The sequence below is a fragment of the Streptomyces sp. NPDC094147 genome (genome assembly GCF_044764265.1).
GTDB lineage: Bacteria > Actinomycetota > Actinomycetes > Streptomycetales > Streptomycetaceae > Streptomyces.
In genome coordinates this window covers 125,054-144,072 of the sequence record NZ_JBIWHT010000003.1, presented here as the reverse complement: position 1 = coordinate 144,072, position 19,019 = coordinate 125,054, and the positions used below count along the sequence as shown (strand labels likewise).

General features: G+C 70.4%; 20 protein-coding genes and 1 pseudogene. 6 read left to right on the top strand and 15 right to left on the bottom strand.

The annotated features are described in order from the left end of the window. A complete protein-coding gene (locus ACIQ8J_RS08055; RefSeq protein WP_030494815.1) occupies positions 1-360 on the bottom strand; it encodes an NADH-quinone oxidoreductase subunit A in 360 nt (119 codons plus the stop codon). A gap of 719 nt (positions 361-1,079) precedes the next feature. Here ACIQ8J_RS08055 and ACIQ8J_RS08050 point away from each other — a divergent pair. The 3 genes from ACIQ8J_RS08050 (at position 1,080) to ACIQ8J_RS08040 (ending at position 3,509) form a co-directional block, all read left to right on the top strand. Continuing rightward, entirely contained in the window at positions 1,080-1,919 is an 840-nt protein-coding gene (locus ACIQ8J_RS08050) for a C40 family peptidase (protein WP_403268142.1), read from the top strand. A 146-nt stretch (positions 1,920-2,065) separates the two neighbouring features. After that, on the top strand, positions 2,066-2,608 hold the full coding sequence (locus ACIQ8J_RS08045) for a hypothetical protein (RefSeq protein WP_403268139.1): 543 nt from the start codon (positions 2,066-2,068) through the stop codon (positions 2,606-2,608). A 724-nt stretch (positions 2,609-3,332) separates the two neighbouring features. Then, positions 3,333-3,509, top strand: coding sequence for a hypothetical protein (locus ACIQ8J_RS08040; RefSeq protein WP_403268136.1), 177 nt, complete (start codon positions 3,333-3,335; stop codon positions 3,507-3,509). 230 nt (positions 3,510-3,739) lie between these two features. Here the strand turns inward: ACIQ8J_RS08040 and ACIQ8J_RS08035 are convergent. Further along, a pseudogene (locus tag ACIQ8J_RS08035) lies at positions 3,740-4,233 on the bottom strand (GNAT family N-acetyltransferase); the annotation flags it as partial. Here ACIQ8J_RS08035 and ACIQ8J_RS08030 point away from each other — a divergent pair. Beyond that, complete coding sequence (locus ACIQ8J_RS08030; RefSeq protein WP_403268874.1) at positions 4,184-4,402, top strand: hypothetical protein; 219 nt, start codon at positions 4,184-4,186, stop codon at positions 4,400-4,402. The pseudogene ACIQ8J_RS08035 and the gene ACIQ8J_RS08030 overlap by 50 nt on opposite strands. Before the next feature lie 142 nt (positions 4,403-4,544). Here the strand turns inward: ACIQ8J_RS08030 and ACIQ8J_RS08025 are convergent, their stop codons facing one another. Beyond that, entirely contained in the window at positions 4,545-5,828 is a 1,284-nt protein-coding gene (locus ACIQ8J_RS08025) for a geranylgeranyl reductase family protein (protein WP_403268134.1), read from the bottom strand. Positions 5,829-5,929: 101 nt separating this feature from the next. Here ACIQ8J_RS08025 and ACIQ8J_RS08020 point away from each other — a divergent pair, with 101 nt between their 5' ends. Then, positions 5,930-6,454, top strand: a complete 525-nt coding sequence (locus ACIQ8J_RS08020; RefSeq protein WP_403268131.1) for a GNAT family N-acetyltransferase — start codon at positions 5,930-5,932, stop codon at positions 6,452-6,454. 79 nt (positions 6,455-6,533) lie between these two features. On the opposite strand, the gene ACIQ8J_RS08015 is transcribed toward ACIQ8J_RS08020, so the two are convergent. Further along, a complete protein-coding gene (locus ACIQ8J_RS08015) occupies positions 6,534-7,226 on the bottom strand; it encodes a demethylmenaquinone methyltransferase (RefSeq protein WP_403268128.1) in 693 nt (230 codons plus the stop codon). Between the two features lie 114 nt (positions 7,227-7,340). Here ACIQ8J_RS08015 and ACIQ8J_RS08010 point away from each other — a divergent pair, with 114 nt between their 5' ends. Beyond that, positions 7,341-8,372, top strand: a complete 1,032-nt coding sequence (locus tag ACIQ8J_RS08010; RefSeq protein WP_403268125.1) for a chitinase — start codon at positions 7,341-7,343, stop codon at positions 8,370-8,372. A gap of 11 nt (positions 8,373-8,383) precedes the next feature. Here ACIQ8J_RS08010 and ACIQ8J_RS08005 read toward each other — a convergent pair whose 3' ends face one another. The 11 genes from ACIQ8J_RS08005 to ACIQ8J_RS07955 all read right to left on the bottom strand — a co-directional run bounded on the left by ACIQ8J_RS08005 (position 8,384) and on the right by ACIQ8J_RS07955 (position 19,005). After that, positions 8,384-9,019, bottom strand: coding sequence for an imidazolonepropionase-like domain-containing protein (locus ACIQ8J_RS08005; RefSeq protein ID WP_403268122.1), 636 nt, complete (start codon positions 9,017-9,019; stop codon positions 8,384-8,386). A gap of 15 nt (positions 9,020-9,034) precedes the next feature. Then, complete coding sequence (mqnC, locus tag ACIQ8J_RS08000) at positions 9,035-10,234, bottom strand: cyclic dehypoxanthinyl futalosine synthase (protein WP_403268119.1); 1,200 nt, start codon at positions 10,232-10,234, stop codon at positions 9,035-9,037. Positions 10,235-10,316: 82 nt separating this feature from the next. Beyond that, complete coding sequence (locus ACIQ8J_RS07995) at positions 10,317-11,042, bottom strand: prepilin peptidase (RefSeq protein WP_403268116.1); 726 nt, start codon at positions 11,040-11,042, stop codon at positions 10,317-10,319. 16 nt (positions 11,043-11,058) lie between these two features. Next, complete coding sequence (locus ACIQ8J_RS07990; RefSeq protein ID WP_403268113.1) at positions 11,059-14,025, bottom strand: BTAD domain-containing putative transcriptional regulator; 2,967 nt, start codon at positions 14,023-14,025, stop codon at positions 11,059-11,061. Between the two features lie 75 nt (positions 14,026-14,100). Then, positions 14,101-15,096 carry a hypothetical protein gene (locus ACIQ8J_RS07985; protein WP_403607773.1) on the bottom strand — a complete coding sequence of 332 codons (996 nt, stop codon included), beginning with the start codon at positions 15,094-15,096 and terminating at the stop codon, positions 14,101-14,103. 47 nt (positions 15,097-15,143) lie between these two features. Beyond that, positions 15,144-15,797 carry a hypothetical protein gene (locus ACIQ8J_RS07980; RefSeq protein WP_403268108.1) on the bottom strand — a complete coding sequence of 218 codons (654 nt, stop codon included), beginning with the start codon at positions 15,795-15,797 and terminating at the stop codon, positions 15,144-15,146. An 89-nt stretch (positions 15,798-15,886) separates the two neighbouring features. Next, the gene (locus ACIQ8J_RS07975) at positions 15,887-16,921 is read right to left on the bottom strand and encodes a hypothetical protein (RefSeq protein ID WP_403268105.1); all 1,035 of its coding nucleotides are present in this window, start codon (positions 16,919-16,921) and stop codon (positions 15,887-15,889) included. Next, a complete protein-coding gene (locus ACIQ8J_RS07970; RefSeq protein ID WP_403268103.1) occupies positions 16,918-17,583 on the bottom strand; it encodes a hypothetical protein in 666 nt (221 codons plus the stop codon). Before ACIQ8J_RS07970 ends, ACIQ8J_RS07975 begins: the two co-directional genes overlap by 4 nt. 38 nt (positions 17,584-17,621) lie before the next feature. Continuing rightward, entirely contained in the window at positions 17,622-18,110 is a 489-nt protein-coding gene (locus ACIQ8J_RS07965) for a TadE/TadG family type IV pilus assembly protein (RefSeq protein ID WP_403268101.1), read from the bottom strand. Further along, on the bottom strand, positions 18,107-18,625 hold the full coding sequence (locus ACIQ8J_RS07960; RefSeq protein WP_403268099.1) for a TadE/TadG family type IV pilus assembly protein: 519 nt from the start codon (positions 18,623-18,625) through the stop codon (positions 18,107-18,109). The genes ACIQ8J_RS07965 and ACIQ8J_RS07960 overlap by 4 nt, the downstream gene beginning before the upstream one ends. Beyond that, a complete protein-coding gene (locus ACIQ8J_RS07955; RefSeq protein ID WP_403268838.1) occupies positions 18,625-19,005 on the bottom strand; it encodes a TadE family protein in 381 nt (126 codons plus the stop codon). Before ACIQ8J_RS07955 ends, ACIQ8J_RS07960 begins: the two co-directional genes overlap by 1 nt. Between the last annotated feature and the right edge of the window lie 14 nt (positions 19,006-19,019).

Here is a 19,019-nt window from a genome sequence, read left to right as displayed (position 1 = left end):
TCAGTCCCATTCCAGGCCGCCGCGCCGCCACACATACGCGTAGGCGACGAAGACGGTGAGCACGAAGAGCAGCATCTCCACGAGCCCGAAAAGCCCCAGGGCGTCGAAGGTGACGGCCCAGGGGTAGAGGAAGACGATCTCGATGTCGAAGACGATGAAGAGCATCGCCGTCAGGTAGTACTTGATGGGGAAGCGGCCGCCGCCGGCCGGCGTGGGAGTGGGTTCGATACCGCACTCGTACGCCTCAAGCTTCGCCCGGTTATACCTTTTTGGGCCAATAAGCGTGGCCATGACCACGGAAAAGATCGCAAACCCTGCCCCGAGGGCGCCGAGCACGAGGATGGGCGCGTAGGCATTCACGCTCCTCGCTCCTTCCAGTCGTCCTTGACCGTTGGACCGCACACGGGCACCGCGAACGCCTCCTCACCCCTTCGCCGCGCGAAGATCGCGTACATGTGAGGCAGTTCACAAGCCCGACTGCCCCGCATCTTATGCCCGCCGGTCTGTGATCTGCGACACGGGGTGCGCCAACGACTTTGTGATCTCCACCACCTGACGAAGGATCATGAAGTCGGATGAGCGGTGATCTTCATACGCGAAGCGCCTGAGTGATCACGAGACGTGACATCCGGGGGTGTTACCCCTGGTCGGCGACCATCTGGCTTTATCAAGAGATATGCGCTACAGGCAAATTGGCGATGGATACGTGTCCGGTGATAAATGGGCGCCCGTCACCCACCAGAGGGACTTCGGCGCCGAAAGTGGACGCGTGCCCGCGTTCACGAAGCCGCGCCTCCTTCCCCCTGCCGAGCGGATCACTCCGGATGTGACCTGCGTCACACAGCAACGGTCGTGAAATCAACGGGGCTTGGCCATCGACGTGAGGGGATGGTAGGCGCCGGGCAATTCGGACGATTCATGGAAAACACATGATCACAGCCCTGATCGCACCTGCCAGCTTTGTCCGTTACGGCGTCAATAAGCGCTGGCGGGAAGCGGATTCGCGGCTTCCGTCACCAACTGTGGCGCAGCACACGTTTCTTGAAGGGAACCCTGAACCCCTGATAGCGGTTGTACCCATGTCCCACACCGCTCACATACCCAGCCACCGGAAGCCCCGCCGCAGCGCCTCGAAGGTCTCGCTCCGGGCCGGAGTTGCCGGTGGCGTACTCAGCACCATCGCGCTGGCAGGTGCGGCCGCCCCAGCGAACGCCGCGCAGCCCGTGACCGAGACCATCGAGATGCCGACGCTGACCGGCGACCTCGCGACCACCGCCGCCGCCACGGTCCAGGCCACCAAGACGGTTGCCGCCGACCTCCAGCTCCAGGCCGCTCAGGACGCCGCCGCGTCCAGCGCCGCCAAGGACGCCAAGAAGGCCAAGGACGACGCCGACCAGAAGGCCGCCGAGGCCAAGGCGAAGGCCGAAGCGGAGGCCAAGGCGAAGGCCGACGCCGCTGACGCCGCCGCCGCTCGCGCCTCCCGTTCCGCCGGGCGCACCAAGCTCAGCTCCTCCTCGGGCGGCGGCACGTCGAGCACCACCACGTTCAAGTCCTCCTCGGCCACCGGCTCCGCCGCCTCCATCGTGAACTTCGCGCTGGCCCAGGTCGGCAAGGCGTACGTCTCGGGTGCCACCGGCTCCAGCGCGTACGACTGCTCCGGTCTCGTCCAGGCGGCCTACCGCCAGGTCGGCGTCGACCTGCCGCGCGTCTCGCAGGACCAGTCGGCCACCGGCACCCAGGTCTCGCTGTCCAACCTGCAGCCGGGCGACATCCTGTACTGGGGCAGCTCCGGCTCCGCGTACCACGTGGCGATCTACGTGGGCGGCGGCAACTTCGTCGGCGCGCAGAACCCCTCCTCCGGTGTCGTCGAGCGCAGCCTGGACTGGGACAGCCCGACGGGCGCCGTCCGCGTTCTCTGAGCCGTACAGCGGCCTTCTGAGCCGTACCGGCCGCGCCTGCAAGGGCCGTTGCTCCCCCGATCGGGAGCGACGGCCCTTCGGCATGCCCGGAATGTGTTGAACTCTGCCTGTTCCGGGGCACCATCCACCTGACAGGGGGTGGGCGCATGGACGAACAGGTGCGGGTCCCGGAGCCGCAGTCGTACGAGGTCTACGCCGACGGGCTCGGCATGTTCGCCGCCATCGGGATCGTCTTCGTCGTGCTCGGCCTGTGGATGCTCACCGGGATCCGCCCCTGGCGGGGCCCGGCCGACTGGGCCCAACTCGCCTTCGGCTGGGGCATCGCGCTGTTCGTCCTGGGCGCCGGCGCGTTCCTGCTCCTGGCGTGCGCGTACGGGGCGGTGCGCCCGGTCATCCGCGCGGACGCGGCCGGGATACACCTGGCCACGCGCTTCGACGCGCCCTGGTCGGAAGTCCGGGAGATCGAGGTCGGCACCGTGGCCATCTGGGAGCACGGCGACGAGAGCGCCGCGGGCGGCTACGAGCACCACCGCGCGGTGTGGGTGACGCTGCACAGCGGCAAGCGGCACGAGTACATTGCGCGCCGCCAGGGCGAGAACCTCTCCGCGGCCGAACTGCGCACCGGTCTGTCCCGGTTCGCCGGAGAGGTCCCCGTCCGCTGGACGGACACGGTGGAGCGCCGCGGCTAGGGGTGTCCGGCCTTAGAGGTGGCCGGTACGCGCGGAAGAGCGCATACAGAGGTGAGGCCAACAGGGGCCGTTCTGTCGAGGAGCAGCTCGACATCGCGCGCGACTTCAACGCGCGCCGAGAGCCTCTGCTGCTTGCGCATCGGCACGCGCCGACGGTCACGGATCACGCCAGCGACCCGCGGCACTGCGGTACTTGGGGGCTCGCACGCACCACGTCAAGGTGACTGCGGAGGAGGCTTGGTCCCGGGCCGAAGATCAAGGGCGCAGAGAAGAAGGCCCGTGCGTTGAAGGCCCCTTCGATCGTGCGTGACATCGTCGGCATCACGATTGAAGAGGTAGCCGCGGCCTGGGCGCTGTTGGAGCTTCCGCAGCGCCGATTGATCGCCGAGGCGCTGCTCGACGTCCGCTTGAAGAAGGTTCCTCGCGGGGCCGTGGTGTCGGCCGAGGACCATGTGGTCGTCGAGCCCCGGCTGCCGAAGTCAATGGCGCCGGCTGCTTGGGGGCGAGCGACAGGGGCCGCGCGGGGTGACCTGCGCGGCCGGATTCGCGGGCTCCGCGCGAGATCGAGGGGTACGCGGACATCACGGACATTGCGCACTGACCTGCCTCGGCGCCAATGGGTCCCACGCATGGAGTAGCCGTTAGGCCACTCGGCGCGACAGCGTGCCACGTTCGAGCTAGCGTCTGAATGGTCAGGTTTGTCCAGCGAATGTGGAGTTCAACTGTGAGCATCTTCCGACGCGCCGCCGTCGTGGTCGCGCTTTCCGCCGCAGTCATAGTTCCCGCCGCCGCGTCCGCGCAGGCGGCTCCGCAGGCCGTTCCTCGCGTAACGGCCGACGACGACGACGGCTTCTGGCACCAGCATTACGGGGGCGAGCACATCCTGCTGGACATCCTCTGACCGAGGCCCCAGTCCGAACGGCACGGGCGCGCGCCCGGAACCCTCCGTTCCGGGCGCGCGCCCGTGTCTCGCCCCGTCCCCGGGCGTACGTCATTCCACCGCGGGCACGAAGTTGAACACCGGGGCGGCCTGGTCCGTGAGCTGCGTCAGCGGGCTCAGGTCCGCCCACACCGCCGACACAGGCGTGCCCAGCGTCCATCGACAGGCCCGCGCACAACAGCGCGAGGCCGCCGTCTGTCGGCGAAGCGCGAGCCGGCCCAGGAACCGGCGTCCGCAGAGGGCACCTCTCCGACAGCGGCGCAGAACGCACCGCACCAGCGCGCTGAGTGTGCCGAGGCGGTACAGACGGATCCGCTTGCCGAGTGTCGGCGCTGCGCCGGTGTGCCGCTGCCATGCCTCGGCGAAGGCAGCGGCGGTGCCGTGGTCCGCGCTGACGTAGCCCGAGGGCGGCCAGGTGGGCGGCGAGGGTGTCGGCATGCTCGGGGGTGAGGGGGGTGACGGTCAGGCCGCGGGACGGCAGGCGGTAGAAGGTGGCGTGGACCTCGCCCCCTCGCTCCAGTCGGCCGAAGACACGGGCATCGGCGCCGAGCACGGCCACCCCGTTCGTTCGCGGTTCCTCGATCACTGTCAGCGGCGTGTTGTGCAGGGCGGGACGCGACCGACGCGTCCACCCGTTGGCAGCCGTCGTCCCGGCCGGCCTCGGCGCCGTCGCACTCACCGTCATATGGACTCCGTTCGCGCTGTGGTGGGTCATCCCCCACCCCGGCATGACCACCCTCGGCAGCACCATCGCCGGATTCCTCTACCTCCCCCTGGTCGCCTGGGGACCGCTGCTCGGTGCCGTCACCTTCTCGTACCACCGCCGACATCACGCGACGCGCCCGATCCGGTGAGCCCCGCGAAGCAGCGGGGACGGACCAGACCGACTGAGGCAACACCGCAGTACAAAGCCGTGTGCCTACGGTGCAATGACACTTGCACCGTAGGCACACGGGATGCGACGTCAGCCGTTACGCGGCCGTCGCCGTCGAATGATCACGAACGAGGGGCCACCTTCGTCAGACCATTGATGATGCGGTCCATCGCGTCGCCGCCCGTCGGGTCGGTCAGGTTGGCCAGCATCTTCAGCGTGAACTTCATCAGCATCGGGTGGGTGAGCCCGCGCTGCGTGGCGATCTTCATGACCTTCGGGTTGCCGATGAGCTTCACGAAGGCGCGGCCCAGCGTGTAGTAGCCGCCGTAGGTGTCCTTGAGGATCTTCGGGTAGGCGTGCAGGGCGAGTTCACGCTGGGCGGGGGTCGCGCGGGCGTGCGCCTGCACGATGACGTCCGCGGCGATCTGCCCCGACTCCATGGCGTACGCGATGCCTTCGCCGTTGAACGGGTTGACCAGTCCGCCCGCGTCCCCCACCAGGAGCAGGCCCTTGGTGTAGTGCGGCTGGCGGTTGAAGGCCATGGGGAGGGCGGCGCCGCGGATCGGGCCGGTCATGTTCTCGGGGGTGTAGCCCCAGTCCTGCGGCATGGACGCGCACCACGCCTTGAGGATCTCGCGCCAGTCCAGCTCCCGGAACGCGGACGAGGAGTTGAGGATGCCGAGCCCGACGTTGGACGTGCCGTCGCCCATGCCGAAGATCCAGCCGTAGCCCGGCAGCAGCCGCTCCTGCGGCCCGCGCCGGTCCCACAGCTCCAGCCAGGACTCCAGGTAGTCGTCGTCGTGGCGCGGCGAGGTGAAGTACGTCCGTACCGCGACGCCCATCGGACGGTCCTCGCGCCGGTGCAGACCCATCGCGAGGGAGAGCCGGGTGGAGTTGCCGTCGGCGGCGACGACGAGCGGGGCGTGGAAGGTGACCGGCGTCTTCTCCTCGCCGAGCCTGGCGTTGACACCGGTGATCCGCCCGGTCCGCTCGTCGAGGATCGGCGCGCCGACGTTGCAGCGCTCGTAGAGCCGCGCCCCGGCCTTCTGCGCCTGCCGGGCGAGCTGCTCGTCGAAGTCGTCGCGCTTGCGCACGAGTCCGTAGTCCGGGTACGAGGCGAGGTCCGGCCAGTCGAGCTGGAGCCGCACGCCGCCGCCGATGATCCGCAGTCCCTTGTTCCGCAGCCAGCCGGCCTCTTCGGAGATGTCGATCCCCATCGAGACGAGCTGCTTGGTGGCGCGCGGGGTGAGCCCGTCGCCGCACACCTTCTCGCGCGGGAACGCGGTCTTCTCCAGGAGCAGCACGTCGAGTCCGGCCTTGGCCAGGTAGTACGCGGTCGTGGAACCGGCCGGGCCGGCCCCGACGACGATCACGTCCGCGGTGTGTTCGGAGAGCGGCTCGGTCACAGCGGGATCTCCCGAAGACTCGAATTTGCGTGCCGAGAAGCACAGGACATGTGCAGTCTATGGGTGGCCGTTGATCGACATCGCGAAGGGTTGCCCACGCCATGAGCTCCGAGTCAGAGAAGTCCCTGCCCGCCGTACGACTGCGCGTGCCCACCGAGGAGGACGCGTACGCCTGGCACCGGGTGTTCGACGATCCGGAGGTGATGGAGTTCCTCGGCGGCAGCTCGGCGGAGGTGTCCGCCTACGAGGAACTGACCGCCCGCCAGCGCAAGCACGACGCCGAACACGGCTTCTGCCTGTGGACGTTGCTGGACGAGGACGACGAGGTCATCGGCTTCACCGGCGCCCAGCCCTGGCCCCGCGACTGGGGCCCGACGGGCGAGATCGAGATCGGCTGGCGCCTGGGCCGCGCGCACTGGGGCCGCGGCTATGCGACGGCGGCGGCGAGAACCGCCCTGGCCCGCATCCGCGCGACCGACCTCGACCATGTGGTCGCGATGGTGAACCCGCTGAACGCGAGGTCGGTGGCGGTGACACAGCGCCTGGGCATGACCCAGTCAAGAAAGTATCTGTCCCCCGTCTCGGGGGTGGAGGCGGTGTGCTTCCGGCTGGATCTGGGCGACTGATCCAGCCCCGGCCGGCAGAAATCAGCCTCCGGAGATCGAGGAGCGGGGGTGTGGGGGCGGCGCCCCCACCTACCCCGGTTCAGGCCTTGAAGCCCCGGTGCAGCGCGACAACCCCACCGGTGAGGTTCCGCCAGGCCACCCTCGACCACCCGGCCTGACGCAGCTTCCCCGCGAGGGGAGCCTGCGCGGGCCACGCCCGGATCGACTCCGCGAGGTACACGTACGCCTCCGGGTTGGACGACACCGCCGTCGCCACCGGCGGCAGCGCCCGCATCAAGTACTCCGTGTACACCGTCCGGAACGGCTTCCACGTCGGCTGCGAGAACTCGCAGATCACGACCCGGCCGCCCGGCTTGGTCACCCGGTACATCTCCCGCAGCGCACCCTCGGTGTCCTGGACGTTGCGCAGCCCGAAGGAGATCGTCACCGCGTCGAACGTGTCGTCGCGGAAGGGCAGCTTCGTCGCGTCGCCCGCCGTGAACGGCATGTGGGGGTGGCGCTGCTTGCCGACCCGGAGCATCCCGAGCGAGAAGTCGCAGGGCACGGTGTACGCCCCGGCCGCGGCGAAGGGCTGCGAGGAGGTGGCCGTACCGGCCGCGAGGTCGAGCACCTTCTGCGCGGGCCGCGCGTCGACCGCCTTCGCGACCTCCTTGCGCCACAGCCGGGCCTGCCCGAGGGAGAGCACGTCGTTGGTGAGGTCGTAGTGCGCCGCGACGTCGTCGAACATCGAGGCGACTTCGTGCGGCTGCTTGTCCAGGGATGCGCGGGTCACCCACCCATTCAAGCAGTACGGTCCGGACGCCCGGCCGTCCGGCCCTGACAGGGAGGGCACGTACATTTTGCCTCCCGTGCCGCGGCACACTTCACGAGAGCGGGTGCACAAGAAATGCGGATTTTCCTGAGAGGGCCCGTCGCCGGGCTCGGCGCGCTGGTCGCGCTGGCGTGCGCGGGGTGCTCCACGACCCCGGACGCCGCACCGGACACCGCACCGGGCGACACGGCGCAGAGCCCCGCCCCCCGAGCGAGCTCGGGCGGCTCCTCGACCATGCCGTACGCCCCCTACGTCAGCGCCACGACGGCCGCGGCCACCGACGGCGCCGGGTCCCCGGTCGCGTACAACCTCGCCTTCGCCATCGCGGCGGGCGGCGCGTGCCGGGCGGCCTGGGACGGGACGACGCCCGTCGGCGACCGGGATGTCGCGGCGCGCATAGCCGCGCTGAAGTCGAAGGGCACCGCGGTGCGGGTGTCCTTCGGCGGCCAGGCCGGCAAGGAGCTCGCGGCCACCTGCCACACGCCCGCCCAACTGGCCGCCGCCTACGGCTCGGTGCTGGACGCCGCCAAATCCACCGAGGCCGACTTCGACATCGAGGGCCCCGCGCTCACCGACGCGGCCTCCGTCGTACGACGCGCCGAGGCCATCGCCCTGCTCCAGAAGGAGCGCGGTCTGAAGGTGACGTTCACGCTGCCGGTGATGCCGACCGGGCTCGACGGCGACGGTACGGCGCTGCTCAAGTCGGCCAAGAAGCACGGCGTGAACGTGTCGACCGTCAACATCATGACCATGAGCTACGGTTCGTCGTTCGGCGGTGACATGGCCGACTACGCCGTGCAGGCCGCGACCGCCACGCACGACCAGGTGCAGAAGGCCTTGGGCCTCTCCCCCGAGGCCGCCTGGAAGAGCCTCGCACTCACCTCGATGATCGGCGTCAACGACGTCAAGAACGAGACGTTCACGCTCGACGACGCGGCCCGGGTACGGGAGTTCGCCGCGCAGAAGGGCATCGGCTGGCTGTCGATGTGGACGACCTCGCGCGACCAGAAGTGCCCGCACGGCAAGAACTCGACTGCGGCGCAGGACAGTTGCAGCGGGGTAGCGCAGACTCCGGGCGCTTTCGCGGCGGCCCTGTCAGGACACTGAGCGCGCGGGTTTCAGCGGCGCCGGTGCAGGAGCCGCCCGCCGATCACCGTGGCGACGCAGGTCAAGGCGCCGTGCGCGGCCAGACCCGCCTCGTCCGGTACGTCGAAGACGGCCAGCCGGGCCGGGCCGCCCACGGCGAGCGGCGCCCGGAAGGTATCCGAAGGGGCCCCCTCCGCGAACGGGTCGAGCGTCGCCGGACCGGCCCCCGCGCCGCCCGGCAGCACCTCAAGTCCCGCCCGCTGCACGGCAGTTCGCACCGCCGGCGTGGTGAGCGGCCCGGTGACCGCGACCACTCCGCGGGCGAGGAGCTTCTGGGTGCAGCGGCGGGCGCTGTTGCCCCGGCGCGATGCGGTCGGGGCGAGAGCGGCGAGCGCGTCGCCGGTGATCGGTTCAGTGCCCAGTTCGTCGGCCTCGAAGGGGTCGTCCGGGAAGTACGTGTGCTCAAGCAGGGCCGTACCGTGCCGGTTGACCAGGCCGGGCGTGAGCACGCCGGGCCAGCGGCGGACCCGGGCGGCGGGGTGCTCGGCGGCCATGTCCTCGTACGGCCCGATCATCGCGATCCGGTCGCCGTCGATCAGTACCGCGCCGCCCGGGATCTCCGTGAAGTCCCCGGGCAGCACCAGATCGGCGGCGTGAATCGTCGACACGTCAGAAACACAGCCTCAGTTGGAGGCGAGGAGCTTCAGCTCCGGGTGGGCGGTGCCGCCCTCGATCGCGGTCGAGGAGATGTGCGACTGGACACGGGTGTCGACCGGGTCGTTCGCCGGGTCGTCGTGCACGACGAGGTGCTCGTAGGTGGTGGCCCGCTGGGCCGGCACCCGGTCCGCCTTGCGGATCATGTCGATCATCTCGATGAGGTTGGAGCGGTGCTTGGCCCCGGCCGACGAGACGACGTTCTCCTCCAGCATCACCGAGCCGAGGTCGTCGGCACCGTAGTGCAGCGACAGCTGGCCGGCCTCCTTGCCGGTGGTCAGCCAGGAGCCCTGGATGTGGGCGACGTTGTCGAGGAACAGCCGCGCGATGGCGATCATGCGCAGGTACTCGAAGAGGGTCGCCTGGGTGCGGCCCTTGAGGTGGTTGTTCTCGGGCTGGTACGTGTACGGGATGAACGCGCGGAAGCCGCCCGTGCGGTCCTGTACGTCGCGGATCATGCGCAGGTGCTCGATGCGCTCGGCATTCGTCTCACCCGTACCCATGAGCATGGTGGAGGTGGACTCGACGCCCAGGCCGTGGGCGGTCTCCATGATCTCCAGCCAGCGCTCGCCGGACTCCTTCAGCGGCGCGATCGCCTTGCGCGGCCGCTCGGGCAGCAGCTCGGCACCGGCCCCGGCGAAGGAGTCGAGCCCGGCGGCGTGGATCCGCGAGACGGCCTCTTCCACCGACACCTTGGAGATGCGGGCCATGTGCTCGACCTCGGAGGCGCCGAGGGAGTGGATGACCAGCTGGGGGTACGCCTTCTTGATCGCCGCGAAGTGCTCTTCGTAGTACTCGACGCCGAAGTCGGGGTGGTGGCCGCCCTGGAACATGATCTGGGTGCCGCCCAGCTCGACGGTCTCGGCGCAGCGCCGCAGGATGTCGTCCAGATCCCGCGTCCAGCCCTTGGCGGTGTCCTTGGGCGCGGCGTAGAAGGCGCAGAACTTGCACGCCGTCACGCAGACGTTCGTGTAGTTGATGTTCCGCTCGATGATGTACGTCGCGATGTGCTCGGTGCCGGCGTAGCGGCGGCGGCGCACGGCGTCGGCGGCCGCGCCGAGCGCGTGCAGCGGAGCGGACCGGTACAGGTCGAGCGCTTCCTCGGGGGTGATCCGCCCACCCTCAGCGGCGCGGTCGAGAACGGACTGAAGATCGGCCTTCTCAGTCACCGGGGGTGTCCCTTTCATAGGGGTTGGGCAGACCGATCCAGCGTACGCCAGGGCCTTCGGCCTCCTGTGCCGGACCCGGGAGTCAGGAGGTCAGCCCCCCGAGCAGCAGCCCCCCGAACGCTCCCGCGATCATGAACGGCCCGAGCGGGATGGCGGTTTTCCGGCTCGCCCGGCGGAGCGCGACGAGCCCCATCCCGTACACCGCGCCGAGGACAAGCCCCAGCAGGGCCCCGGCCATCAGGACCGCCCAGCCGTACCACCCCAGTGCGACACCGAGCCCGACCGCGAGCTTCACATCGCCGAAGCCCATGCCCGCCGGGTTGATCAGGAACAGCACGAAGTACCCCCCGCCGAGCGCGAGCCCGCCGAGCAGCGCGGTGGGCCAGGATCCGGCGTGTCCGGGCAGCAGGGCGGCGAGGCCGAGCAGCGCGGCGGCGGCACCGGCGAGCGGGAGGGTGAGGACGTCGGGGAGCCGGTGCACGCGGAGATCGACGAGGGCCAGCAGTACGGCGACCGGAGCGAGCACCGGCCAGACCGCCGCCTCGGGGCGGGGCCCGGTGGCGGCGGCCGGCGCGGCGCAGGCGAGCGCGGTGAGGAGCACCCCGACGACCGGCCGGCCGAAGGCGGCCTCCCCGTCGCAGTCCCGGCACCGGCCGAGTCCCAGCCACCCGCCGAACGGATGCCCCGCCGGGCAGGCGGTGCGCCAGGGTTCGTCCGGTCCGACGGAGAGGCGGTGCACGGGCCGCCCCATCAGCAGCCCGGCAGCGGCACCCCACCCGGCCGCGGCGAGAGTCAGCAGTAGGTTCACGGGACCAGGGTGCCGGTCAGCCGGCGGTTGCGGGGGCGGTGCCACCGCGCCAGGACGGGAGCAGCTCGTCGAGGAGGGCCTCGGTGCGCGGCGGGAGACCGCGCGGGCCGCTCCGGGCGGCGAGCTCGGCGACCAGCGCGAGCAACCGGTCCGTGTCCCCGGTCGCATGGGTGGTCCGCAGGATCTCGTTCCAGAGCCGCTCGTCCGAGGGCGAGCTCGCCAGCGCGGTGCGCAGCGCCGCGATCGCCTCCTCCGCCCTGCCCCGTTCCATGTGGTGGGAGCAGAGCGCGAGCGCCACGTCCGCCACCAGGAGCGGCAGTTGGGTGTCGATGATCTCGTGGCCGAGCCAGCCGTAGCGGCGCTCGTCGCGGTCGGCGAGCAGCGGGCCGCGCACCAGGCCGAGGGCGTCGGTGAGCAGCCGTTCGCGCACCGAGGCGCGCCGGGCGCCGGAGCCCTCGGTCGCCTCGTAGTGCAGCGAGCGCAGCACATCGAGGTCGGAGACGACGGACCGGGCGAGGGTGAGCCGGCCTCCGGCATCCGTACGCAGCCGGGGCGAGCCGTCCTCGTCGGTGCCGAGCCACTCCCGCAGCCGGTCCAGGAGCGCGTCCCGCACCTCGTCGGTCACCCCGCGCGGCCACATCGCGGAGGCGAGGACCAGCGGGTGAACGCCCTCGCGGTGCAGGAGCAGCAGGGCGAGCGCCTCGTGGAGCAGGGCGCTGCGCTCGTCGTCCGGCGCTTCGAGGCCGATGATCTCGTACGTTCCGACCAGCCGGGCGTAGACCGCGGGGCGGCCCTGCTCGGTGATGTCCACCAGGAAGGCATGGGGCGCGGGCGCCGGGTCGTCGCCGTCCGGTCCAGACGTCGCGTCGGCGGCGGCGAAGAGGCGTACGACCGCGTCGTGCACGGCGGCCGGGAGCAGCTGGGCGGTGACTTCCAGACCGAGCAGCGGAGCGGCCAGGCGGCCCTCTTCGGTGACCTCCAACTCCCAGGAAGCGCCCAGGAGTTGGCCACTGCCCTCGACTCCGACCAGGCATCCGATGCCCAACCGGCTCGCACCGGCGGTCAGTTCGGCGAGGGCGGCGGCCTCGGCCTCGTTCGGGGTGTCGGCGATCAGCACGAGGTGCGGGGCCCAACGGGTGTGCTGGGCGGGGCCGGTACGCCCGGTGAGGACCGAGTCGTGACCGGCCGCTCCGAGTGCGGCCCGGCGCTGCTGGACCTCGGCGCCGAGGTCTTCGAGGAGCACCGCGACGGAGTCGAGGTGGCGCAGCCGGGTCGGCGCGAGGGCGCCGAGTTCGCGGCCGAAACCGACGACGGTGACGGTCATCCGGTCCGACCAGCCGTTGGTGGCGAGCTCGGCGGCGACCGAGGAGAGCACGGCGGCGCGCGCGCCGCCGTGGCCGCTGAGCGAGACCGGGCCGGGGGCGGCTTCGAGGTTGAGGAGCAGCCGGGCGCCGTCGAGCGTGCCGAGGCTGACCAGACCGGGGTACGGCGCCGCCACCGCGTCGAGCGCCGCCGCCGGGTGGTCGTCGGACACGGCCGTGCGGTCCAGGCTCCACAGGGCACCGTCCTGGCCCTGCCGCCACGGAGCGGGCGGCTCGCCGGACGGCTGGGCCAGCTGGAGGTGCAGCTCGGTGGCCGTGAACCAGGCGGCGTACACGACGGGCAGTGACCGGTTCGCGTCTTCGAGCGACGCGGAGAGCCCCCGCAGCGCCCGGTCGAGGAACCGTACGGCCGCCGGGTCGGCGCCGACCAGCAGGGCGTCGTGGACGTCGGCGTCGGCGCCGGTGGGCACCGGCGGCTCCATGCCACGGCGCCCGGCGACGGCCGTCATCGCGGACTGCCACAGCGCCATCCGGCGCCGGCGGCCGAGCGCGCCGAGCACACCGGCGGCGAGCAGCGGCGCCCCGATGAGCGCGTCGGAGAGCCCGAACCCGCTCTCGGAGGAGGCGGGGGCGGCGGCCTCGGGGGTCTGCTCCCCCGCCGGGGCCGGAGCCTTCCGCTCCGGTACGGAGCTGGGGGCGGCCGGCGTCTCGGCCCGCGGCCCGCCGCCCTGCTGGGCCGGCCGGGCGTGGTCGCCGGACTTGCTGTACTCGGCGATCTGCTGCTGGAGTTCGGACGAGACCTTGGGCGTCTGGGCGGGTGTCTGGGCTGGTGCCTGGGTGGGTGCCTCGACCAGATCGCCGCCGTGGGCATCCGCCGGCATCTCCATGATCCAGCCCGGCCGGATCAGGCTGGCCTCGGACAGCTTGGAGCCGTCCGGCTGCACCCGGTCCTTGTTGAGCTGGTAGATCTCGTGGTACCGCCGCCCGTCTCCCAGGTGCCGCTCGGCGACCTCCCACAGCGAGTCGTGGTGACGGCCCTCGGGCGGGTGGATCCGGTAGAACTTGGTGGCGCCCGCCTCGGCCCCGTCCTGCCCCTGCGCCTCCACCGCGGCATGCGCCTGCGCCGCCGCCTGCCGCTGCATCGCCTCGGCGACGGTCGCGGCCTGCTGCTGGCCCGGCAGTTGCTGGGCCGCGGCGACGGCCGGCTTGTGCGTGACCTCCGCCTGCTGCCCGAAGCTCGGCGCGAAGCCGGCGGCGGTGGCGGTGATGAGCAGCACCGCCGCGATGAGCTGGCGCGCGAGCAGCTGGCTGGGGCCTGCGCCGGGAACCCGCGAAGGCAGCCCGACCCCGGACACGGCCGCCTTGACCTCCACCAGCACGCAGGCCGTGAACTGCGCCCACGCCAGCCACACCACCAGCGTGAGGATCTTGACGAACACGGTCACGGAGATCTGCTGCTGCACCATGTCCAGCGCCGGCATCCGATGCGGCAGCGGCCACCCGACGAACCACACGAGCACCCCCGGCACCCCCGCCAGCAGCACGAGCAGCGCGACGAACGCGAGGAACGCCTTGGCGAAGTCGCCGGGCGTACGACGACGCGGCAACGGCCGCGGAGTCCGATTCGCCGGACCCGTAGCGCGGGAGGGGGTGCGTGCCATGGCGGGTGTCCTGGGGTTGTGGGGGTGGGCTTGGCGGGCGGTCAGGAGCTGGTCGCCCCAACTCCCGCTCGTTTGCTAACGGTTGATGGACTGAATTTCTTGGACGGTCACGGGCTGCGGCTTACCGGCGTAGATCCCGTCCGGGAGCGCACCGCCCTGGCCGTCGTTGCTCGACCAGCTGATCCTCCAAGTAACCGTGGCCTTGAGGGAGTACGCCCCCGGCCGCAGGTACTTCACGCCGCACGGCGGATCCTGGTCCGCCTTGCCGGCCGCGAACGGCTCACCGACTCGGCCCTGGCTGATCGTGCAGTTGCCTGAGCCCGGGAAGACCTGTGCGTCACTCGTGCCCGGGTCGATGTGCACCGAGACCGGTTCGGCGGTGGTGGTGGCGGACAGACCGGAGCCGGGGAGGCTGGCGGTCACCGACTTCTTCGTGAAATTGGCGTCTGTCGACCAGACCCAGGTGGGGAGATTCACCGTCGACGTGCCGTTGGGCGCCGTGGTGACGTTCGGGGACGGCAGCTCAAGCTCGTCATAGGCGTACTCGGCCAGCGTCTTGGGAGTCAACGCCTTGGGGTCCGGCGGCGTGGTGCCATTGGGCACCCAGAACGGCATCTCGTTGCAGGAGTTGGCTGCCGGGTCGTCCTTGCGGTTCGGGTTCACGACCGCCGCCCAGAACATCCCCTTGCCCTCTTGGTCGAGGTTGTAGTTCTTGTAGCCCTTCTCCGCAGGGTCGCCCGTCTTGTACTTCCGGTCGAGCAGGTCGCCGATCATGTCGCCGATCCCGAGGAATTTGAAGTCGCGCCATTTGCCGACGTTGGCCTGCAGTTCTTTGGGCGTGAAAGCGGGCTCGTACCAGCAGGCCGGCGGCGTCCAGTTGCTGTTTGCCGGGGTCAGCGAACCGTTGTCACCGGAATCGGCCTTGTTGGCTCCACCAGTGGGCTTCGGGACGACCTTGGTCTCGATCGAGATTTTGCCCTCGCCGGATCCGGCGTTGACGCCGCCCACCTGGTTGCCGCTGCCGCCCTTGCCGCCACCTGCGTACGCCGTGGACGGAACGGCCGCCGCCACCAGGGCCAGAGCGACAGCTGACGACCTGCGAAACCCGGTCCGCCCCATCACATGCACTTCTTCGCTCCAGGTCCCGAGGTGATGCCGACGGACTGCCAGACACCCTTGTCGTTCTTCTGCAGTTGCTCGGTGAAGAAGGTGTAGTCGGAGGCCGACCCGGCGACGGATCGGTCCACCTTTCCGGTCTTGCGGTCCTTCGGATACGTCTGGGTCGCGTCGGCGCAGTAGCTCAGGGTCGCCGTCGTGTCCTTGACCGTGACCTGACGCTGGTAGTAGCGCGTGGTGCCGACGAAGCTGCGGCCCTCGTCGTAGAAGGGCTTGATGTACGCGGACACGGCGATCAGCGCCTTGTCCTTGTTGTAGAACTTCAGGGCCGGCTCGGCGGACGTCTGGTCGCCGGTGATCGCCGCATCGATCGCCTCCAGGTTCTGCGCGTTGTCCGCGAGGACCGCGTCCTTGACCGGGTCACCGGTCTTGCCGCCCTCGTACACGTGCTTCACGTCCGAGGGCATCGCGATCTTCGGCCGATCCGCCACGGCGGCCGGAGCCGGCGCCGAAGGGCTCGCGGAGGAGGAGCCGCTGTCCGACCCGGCGATCTTCTTGGAGTCGGCCCCCTTCGAATCCCCACCGCACCCGGTGAGCAGAAGCGCGCCCGCGGCCGCCAGGGCGGCTGCGGCCGTCGTGGCCTTGTGGTTACGCATCAGGGGGTCCTACCTCCGTAAGGGAATGAGCGGGCCTGCTGGCGCAGTGCGGAGAACTGGGGGCGAAACCCACAGCTCCCCTTCGTTCACTAGCGGTTGATGGACTGGATTTCCTGGACCTTCACGTCCTGGGGCGGCGTGGTGAAGATGCTGTCGGGCAGTGCACCGCCCTCGCCGTTCGTGGCGGACCAGCTGACCTTCCAGGTGATGCTCGCCTTGAACGAGTACGCCCCGGGGCGCTGGTACGTCACGCCGCACGCCGGGGTCTGCCCGGCCTTGCCTGCCGCGAACGGCTCACCGATGCTGCCGTCGCCGTTGATCGGGCAGTCGCCGGACGCCGGGAAAACGGTGGCGTCGGACGTGCCCGGTTCGATGTGCAGGGCGACCGGCTTGGCCGTGGCGGTGGAGGAGATGCCGGCCAGGGAGGCGGTCACCTTCTTCTCGGTGAACTTGTTCCCCGAGGCCCAGATCCAGGTCGGCAGGTTGACTGTGGAGGTACCGCTCGGCGCCATCGACACCACGGTCGAGGGCAGCGCTATGGAGTCGGACGCGTATTCACCGAGGATCTTGGCGTTGACGGCGAGGGGGACGTCCGGCGTCTTCCCGTTCTCCACCCAGAACGGGAACCTGTCGCACTTCGAGGCCTCGGGGTCGTCCTTGCGGTTGGGGTTCACCACCGCGGCCCAGAACATCCCCTTGCCCTCTTGGTCGAGGTTGTAGTTCTTGTAGCCGCCCTTCGCGGGGTCGCCGGTCTTGTACTGCGAGTCGTAGATGTCACCGATGAAGTCGCCGATGCCGAAGATCTTGATGTCACGCCACTTCGCGACCATGCCCTCCATTTCCTTCGGCGAGTACGTGGGCTCGTACCAGCAGGCGGGCGGCGTCCAGTTGCTGTCGCTCGACGTCAGGTCACCGCTCGGCTTCGTACCCGACTGCTTGGTGTCCCCGGACGTCGTCGCCTTGGACACACCGGCCTTGATCTGGCCGTTGTCGTTCTGGGCGGTCGCGTCGTTGCGGCCGGACGTCTTCGAATTACCCTGTCCCGCCCAGGCGGAAGAGGCCTGCAGCACGATCAGCGCCGCAGTGAGCATCGGAAGAGCGACGGCCTTCGCTACACGCGTCACGGCTGGCACTTCTGGTCTCCTCGCTGGGAACGCTCCCTGGTGGTCTGCCAGACGCCCTTGTCGTTCTTGCGCAACCGCGTCACGTACGAGATGTACGAATCCTTGTCCGGCGGGGTGACGTTGACCTTGCCGGTCTTCCGGTCTTTCGTGAATCCTTTGGTCTCGTCACCGCAGTAGGTGAGTCCGGCTGACCCGTCCTTGTCGAGGGTGACCTGGCGGTTGAAGTAGCGGACCGTACCGGTGACTGTGGTGCCGTCCTGGATGAATCCGCCGATCCACTGCGCGTCGCCAATCAGAGCCGCGTCCACGGAGTAGTACGCCACGTTCTTGCTCTTCGGGTCCTGCTTGTCGATCGCCTCATCGATGGCCTTCAGGTACTCAGCGTTGTCACGGAGGATCGCGTCCTTCACCGGATCGCCGGTCTGCTCCGGGTCGAAGAGCAGCACGTTGCCCGCGGGCAGCGTCACCTTCGGCCGGTTCGCGGCGTCCGCACCCGCGGGGGACGCCGAGGCCGACGGCGTGGCAGAGGCCGACCCGTTGTCCGAGCCCGCGATCTTCTTCGGGTCCTTGGCCCCCTCCGAGCCCCCACCGCACCCGGTGAGCAGAAGCGCGCCCGCGGCCGCCAGGGCGGCTGCGGCCGTCGTGGCCTTGTGGTTACGCATCAGGGGGTCCTACCTCCGTAAGGGAAAAAGGGGTCACCTCAGCCCACCTCGTTCTTCGCCACGGACCGGCCGTGCACGACGACCTCGCCGCCGTAGAAGAACCCGGTGAACACGGGCTTGTACGTCAACTGGATCTCCACCTCGACCTGTTGGGCGTTGCCCGCCAGGCAGCGGGAGGCCGCGATGTCCGACCCGGAGAGCCCGGAGGCCCGTGCGAAGGACTTCACGCGGGCGCCGCAGTTCTCGTACCGGATCGGCGCCCCGGCCCCGGAGCCGTCGTACAGGGCTTCCTTGTCGATGTCCTGGGCCGCATAGCGCGCGGCCTGTTCGGCGATGTCCGCCGCGCGCTCCCGCTTGGAGATGGACAGGCCGCCGTCGATGACGAAGGCGGCGAGGCCGAGGAAGACGATCGCGAAGATGATGACGGCGGCCGCGCCCGAGCCCCGGTCGTCGAGCCGCGTGCGCCGCGCCGCGATCCAGGAGCGCAGGGCCGCCCCGGGCCCGTCCGTGTTCCGCAGCACCCTCATGCCGTCTTCCTCTTGAACGGGTCGAGCGGCGAGGTCGACGTGCCGGTCAGGGTCTTCGGGACGTCCAGTCCGAGCATCGCCAGACCGCGGATCCGGCAGCTGACCTCGACGGTGAAGAACTCGGCGTCGGCCCAGCCCGCACTGGTCTGCCGGACGCTCACCGGGCCGGAGCAGACGTCCGCCAGATCGGCCTCCGCCGCCGCCTTCGCCTCGGACAGCGCCGTGCCGTGGTCCTTCTGGATGGAGCCGGCCCGTGCCGCGTCCCGGGCCGCGCTGTCCACCGCGCCCCGCCCGTCAACGAGTTGGCCGAACGCCACCAGGACCAGGATGAACAGGATGATCACCGGGGCGAGGATGACCACCTCGATGGTGGACAGGCCGCGGTCGCCGTGGTGGCGGAGGGAGCCCCGGACCGGTGCGGCCGCGGCGCGGCGGCGTACCGCGTCGGCGAACCGGGTCACCGCGCCGCGGCCGGACGCTCGCCGCCGCCCGGTGCGTACCGGCTGCGCACCCATCAGTTCGCCCCCTCGCGTACGAATCGTTCGACCGGTCCCTGCGACCGCGCGTGCACCGTCAGGTGCAGGCCGGGGAAGACCGTCGGCACCTTGCCCGTGATCTCCACGCCCACCGTGTTCGCCTTGGGCTCGACCGCCTTCACATCGGGAGCGAGCACGAGCTGCGGGCCGAGCTGCTGGATGTAGCTGGAGGCCTGGTCGCGGGCCTCGCCGCGCCAGGCACCGGGCTGCTCGTCGGCCATGGCCCGCGCCTTGCGGGCCCCCGCCTGGGCCGCGGCCTGCGCCACATGGTCCGCGAAGAAGTACAGGCCGAACTGCACGGTCGCGAAGATCATGAAGAAGAGCACCGGGGTCAGCAGCACGAACTCGATCGCGGTCATGCCGGAGTCGCCGC

What these genes read in the sequence shown, in the direction of transcription:
- ACIQ8J_RS08050 (WP_403268142.1), top strand. Translation starts at nt 1,080, where the DNA reads ATGTCCCACACCGCTCACATACCCAGCCACCGGAAGCCCCGCCGCAGC.
- ACIQ8J_RS08045 (WP_403268139.1), top strand. Translation starts at nt 2,066, where the DNA reads ATGGACGAACAGGTGCGGGTCCCGGAGCCGCAGTCGTACGAGGTCTAC.
- ACIQ8J_RS08020 (WP_403268131.1), top strand. Translation starts at nt 5,930, where the DNA reads ATGAGCTCCGAGTCAGAGAAGTCCCTGCCCGCCGTACGACTGCGCGTG.
- ACIQ8J_RS08010 (WP_403268125.1), top strand. Translation starts at nt 7,341, where the DNA reads ATGCGGATTTTCCTGAGAGGGCCCGTCGCCGGGCTCGGCGCGCTGGTC.
- ACIQ8J_RS07990 (WP_403268113.1), bottom strand. Translation starts at nt 14,025, where the DNA reads ATGGCACGCACCCCCTCCCGCGCTACGGGTCCGGCGAATCGGACTCCG.
- ACIQ8J_RS07980 (WP_403268108.1), bottom strand. Translation starts at nt 15,797, where the DNA reads ATGCGTAACCACAAGGCCACGACGGCCGCAGCCGCCCTGGCGGCCGCG.
- ACIQ8J_RS07970 (WP_403268103.1), bottom strand. Translation starts at nt 17,583, where the DNA reads ATGCGTAACCACAAGGCCACGACGGCCGCAGCCGCCCTGGCGGCCGCG.
- ACIQ8J_RS07965 (WP_403268101.1), bottom strand. Translation starts at nt 18,110, where the DNA reads ATGAGGGTGCTGCGGAACACGGACGGGCCCGGGGCGGCCCTGCGCTCC.
- ACIQ8J_RS07960 (WP_403268099.1), bottom strand. Translation starts at nt 18,625, where the DNA reads ATGGGTGCGCAGCCGGTACGCACCGGGCGGCGGCGAGCGTCCGGCCGC.
- ACIQ8J_RS07955 (WP_403268838.1), bottom strand. Translation starts at nt 19,005, where the DNA reads ATGACCGCGATCGAGTTCGTGCTGCTGACCCCGGTGCTCTTCTTCATG.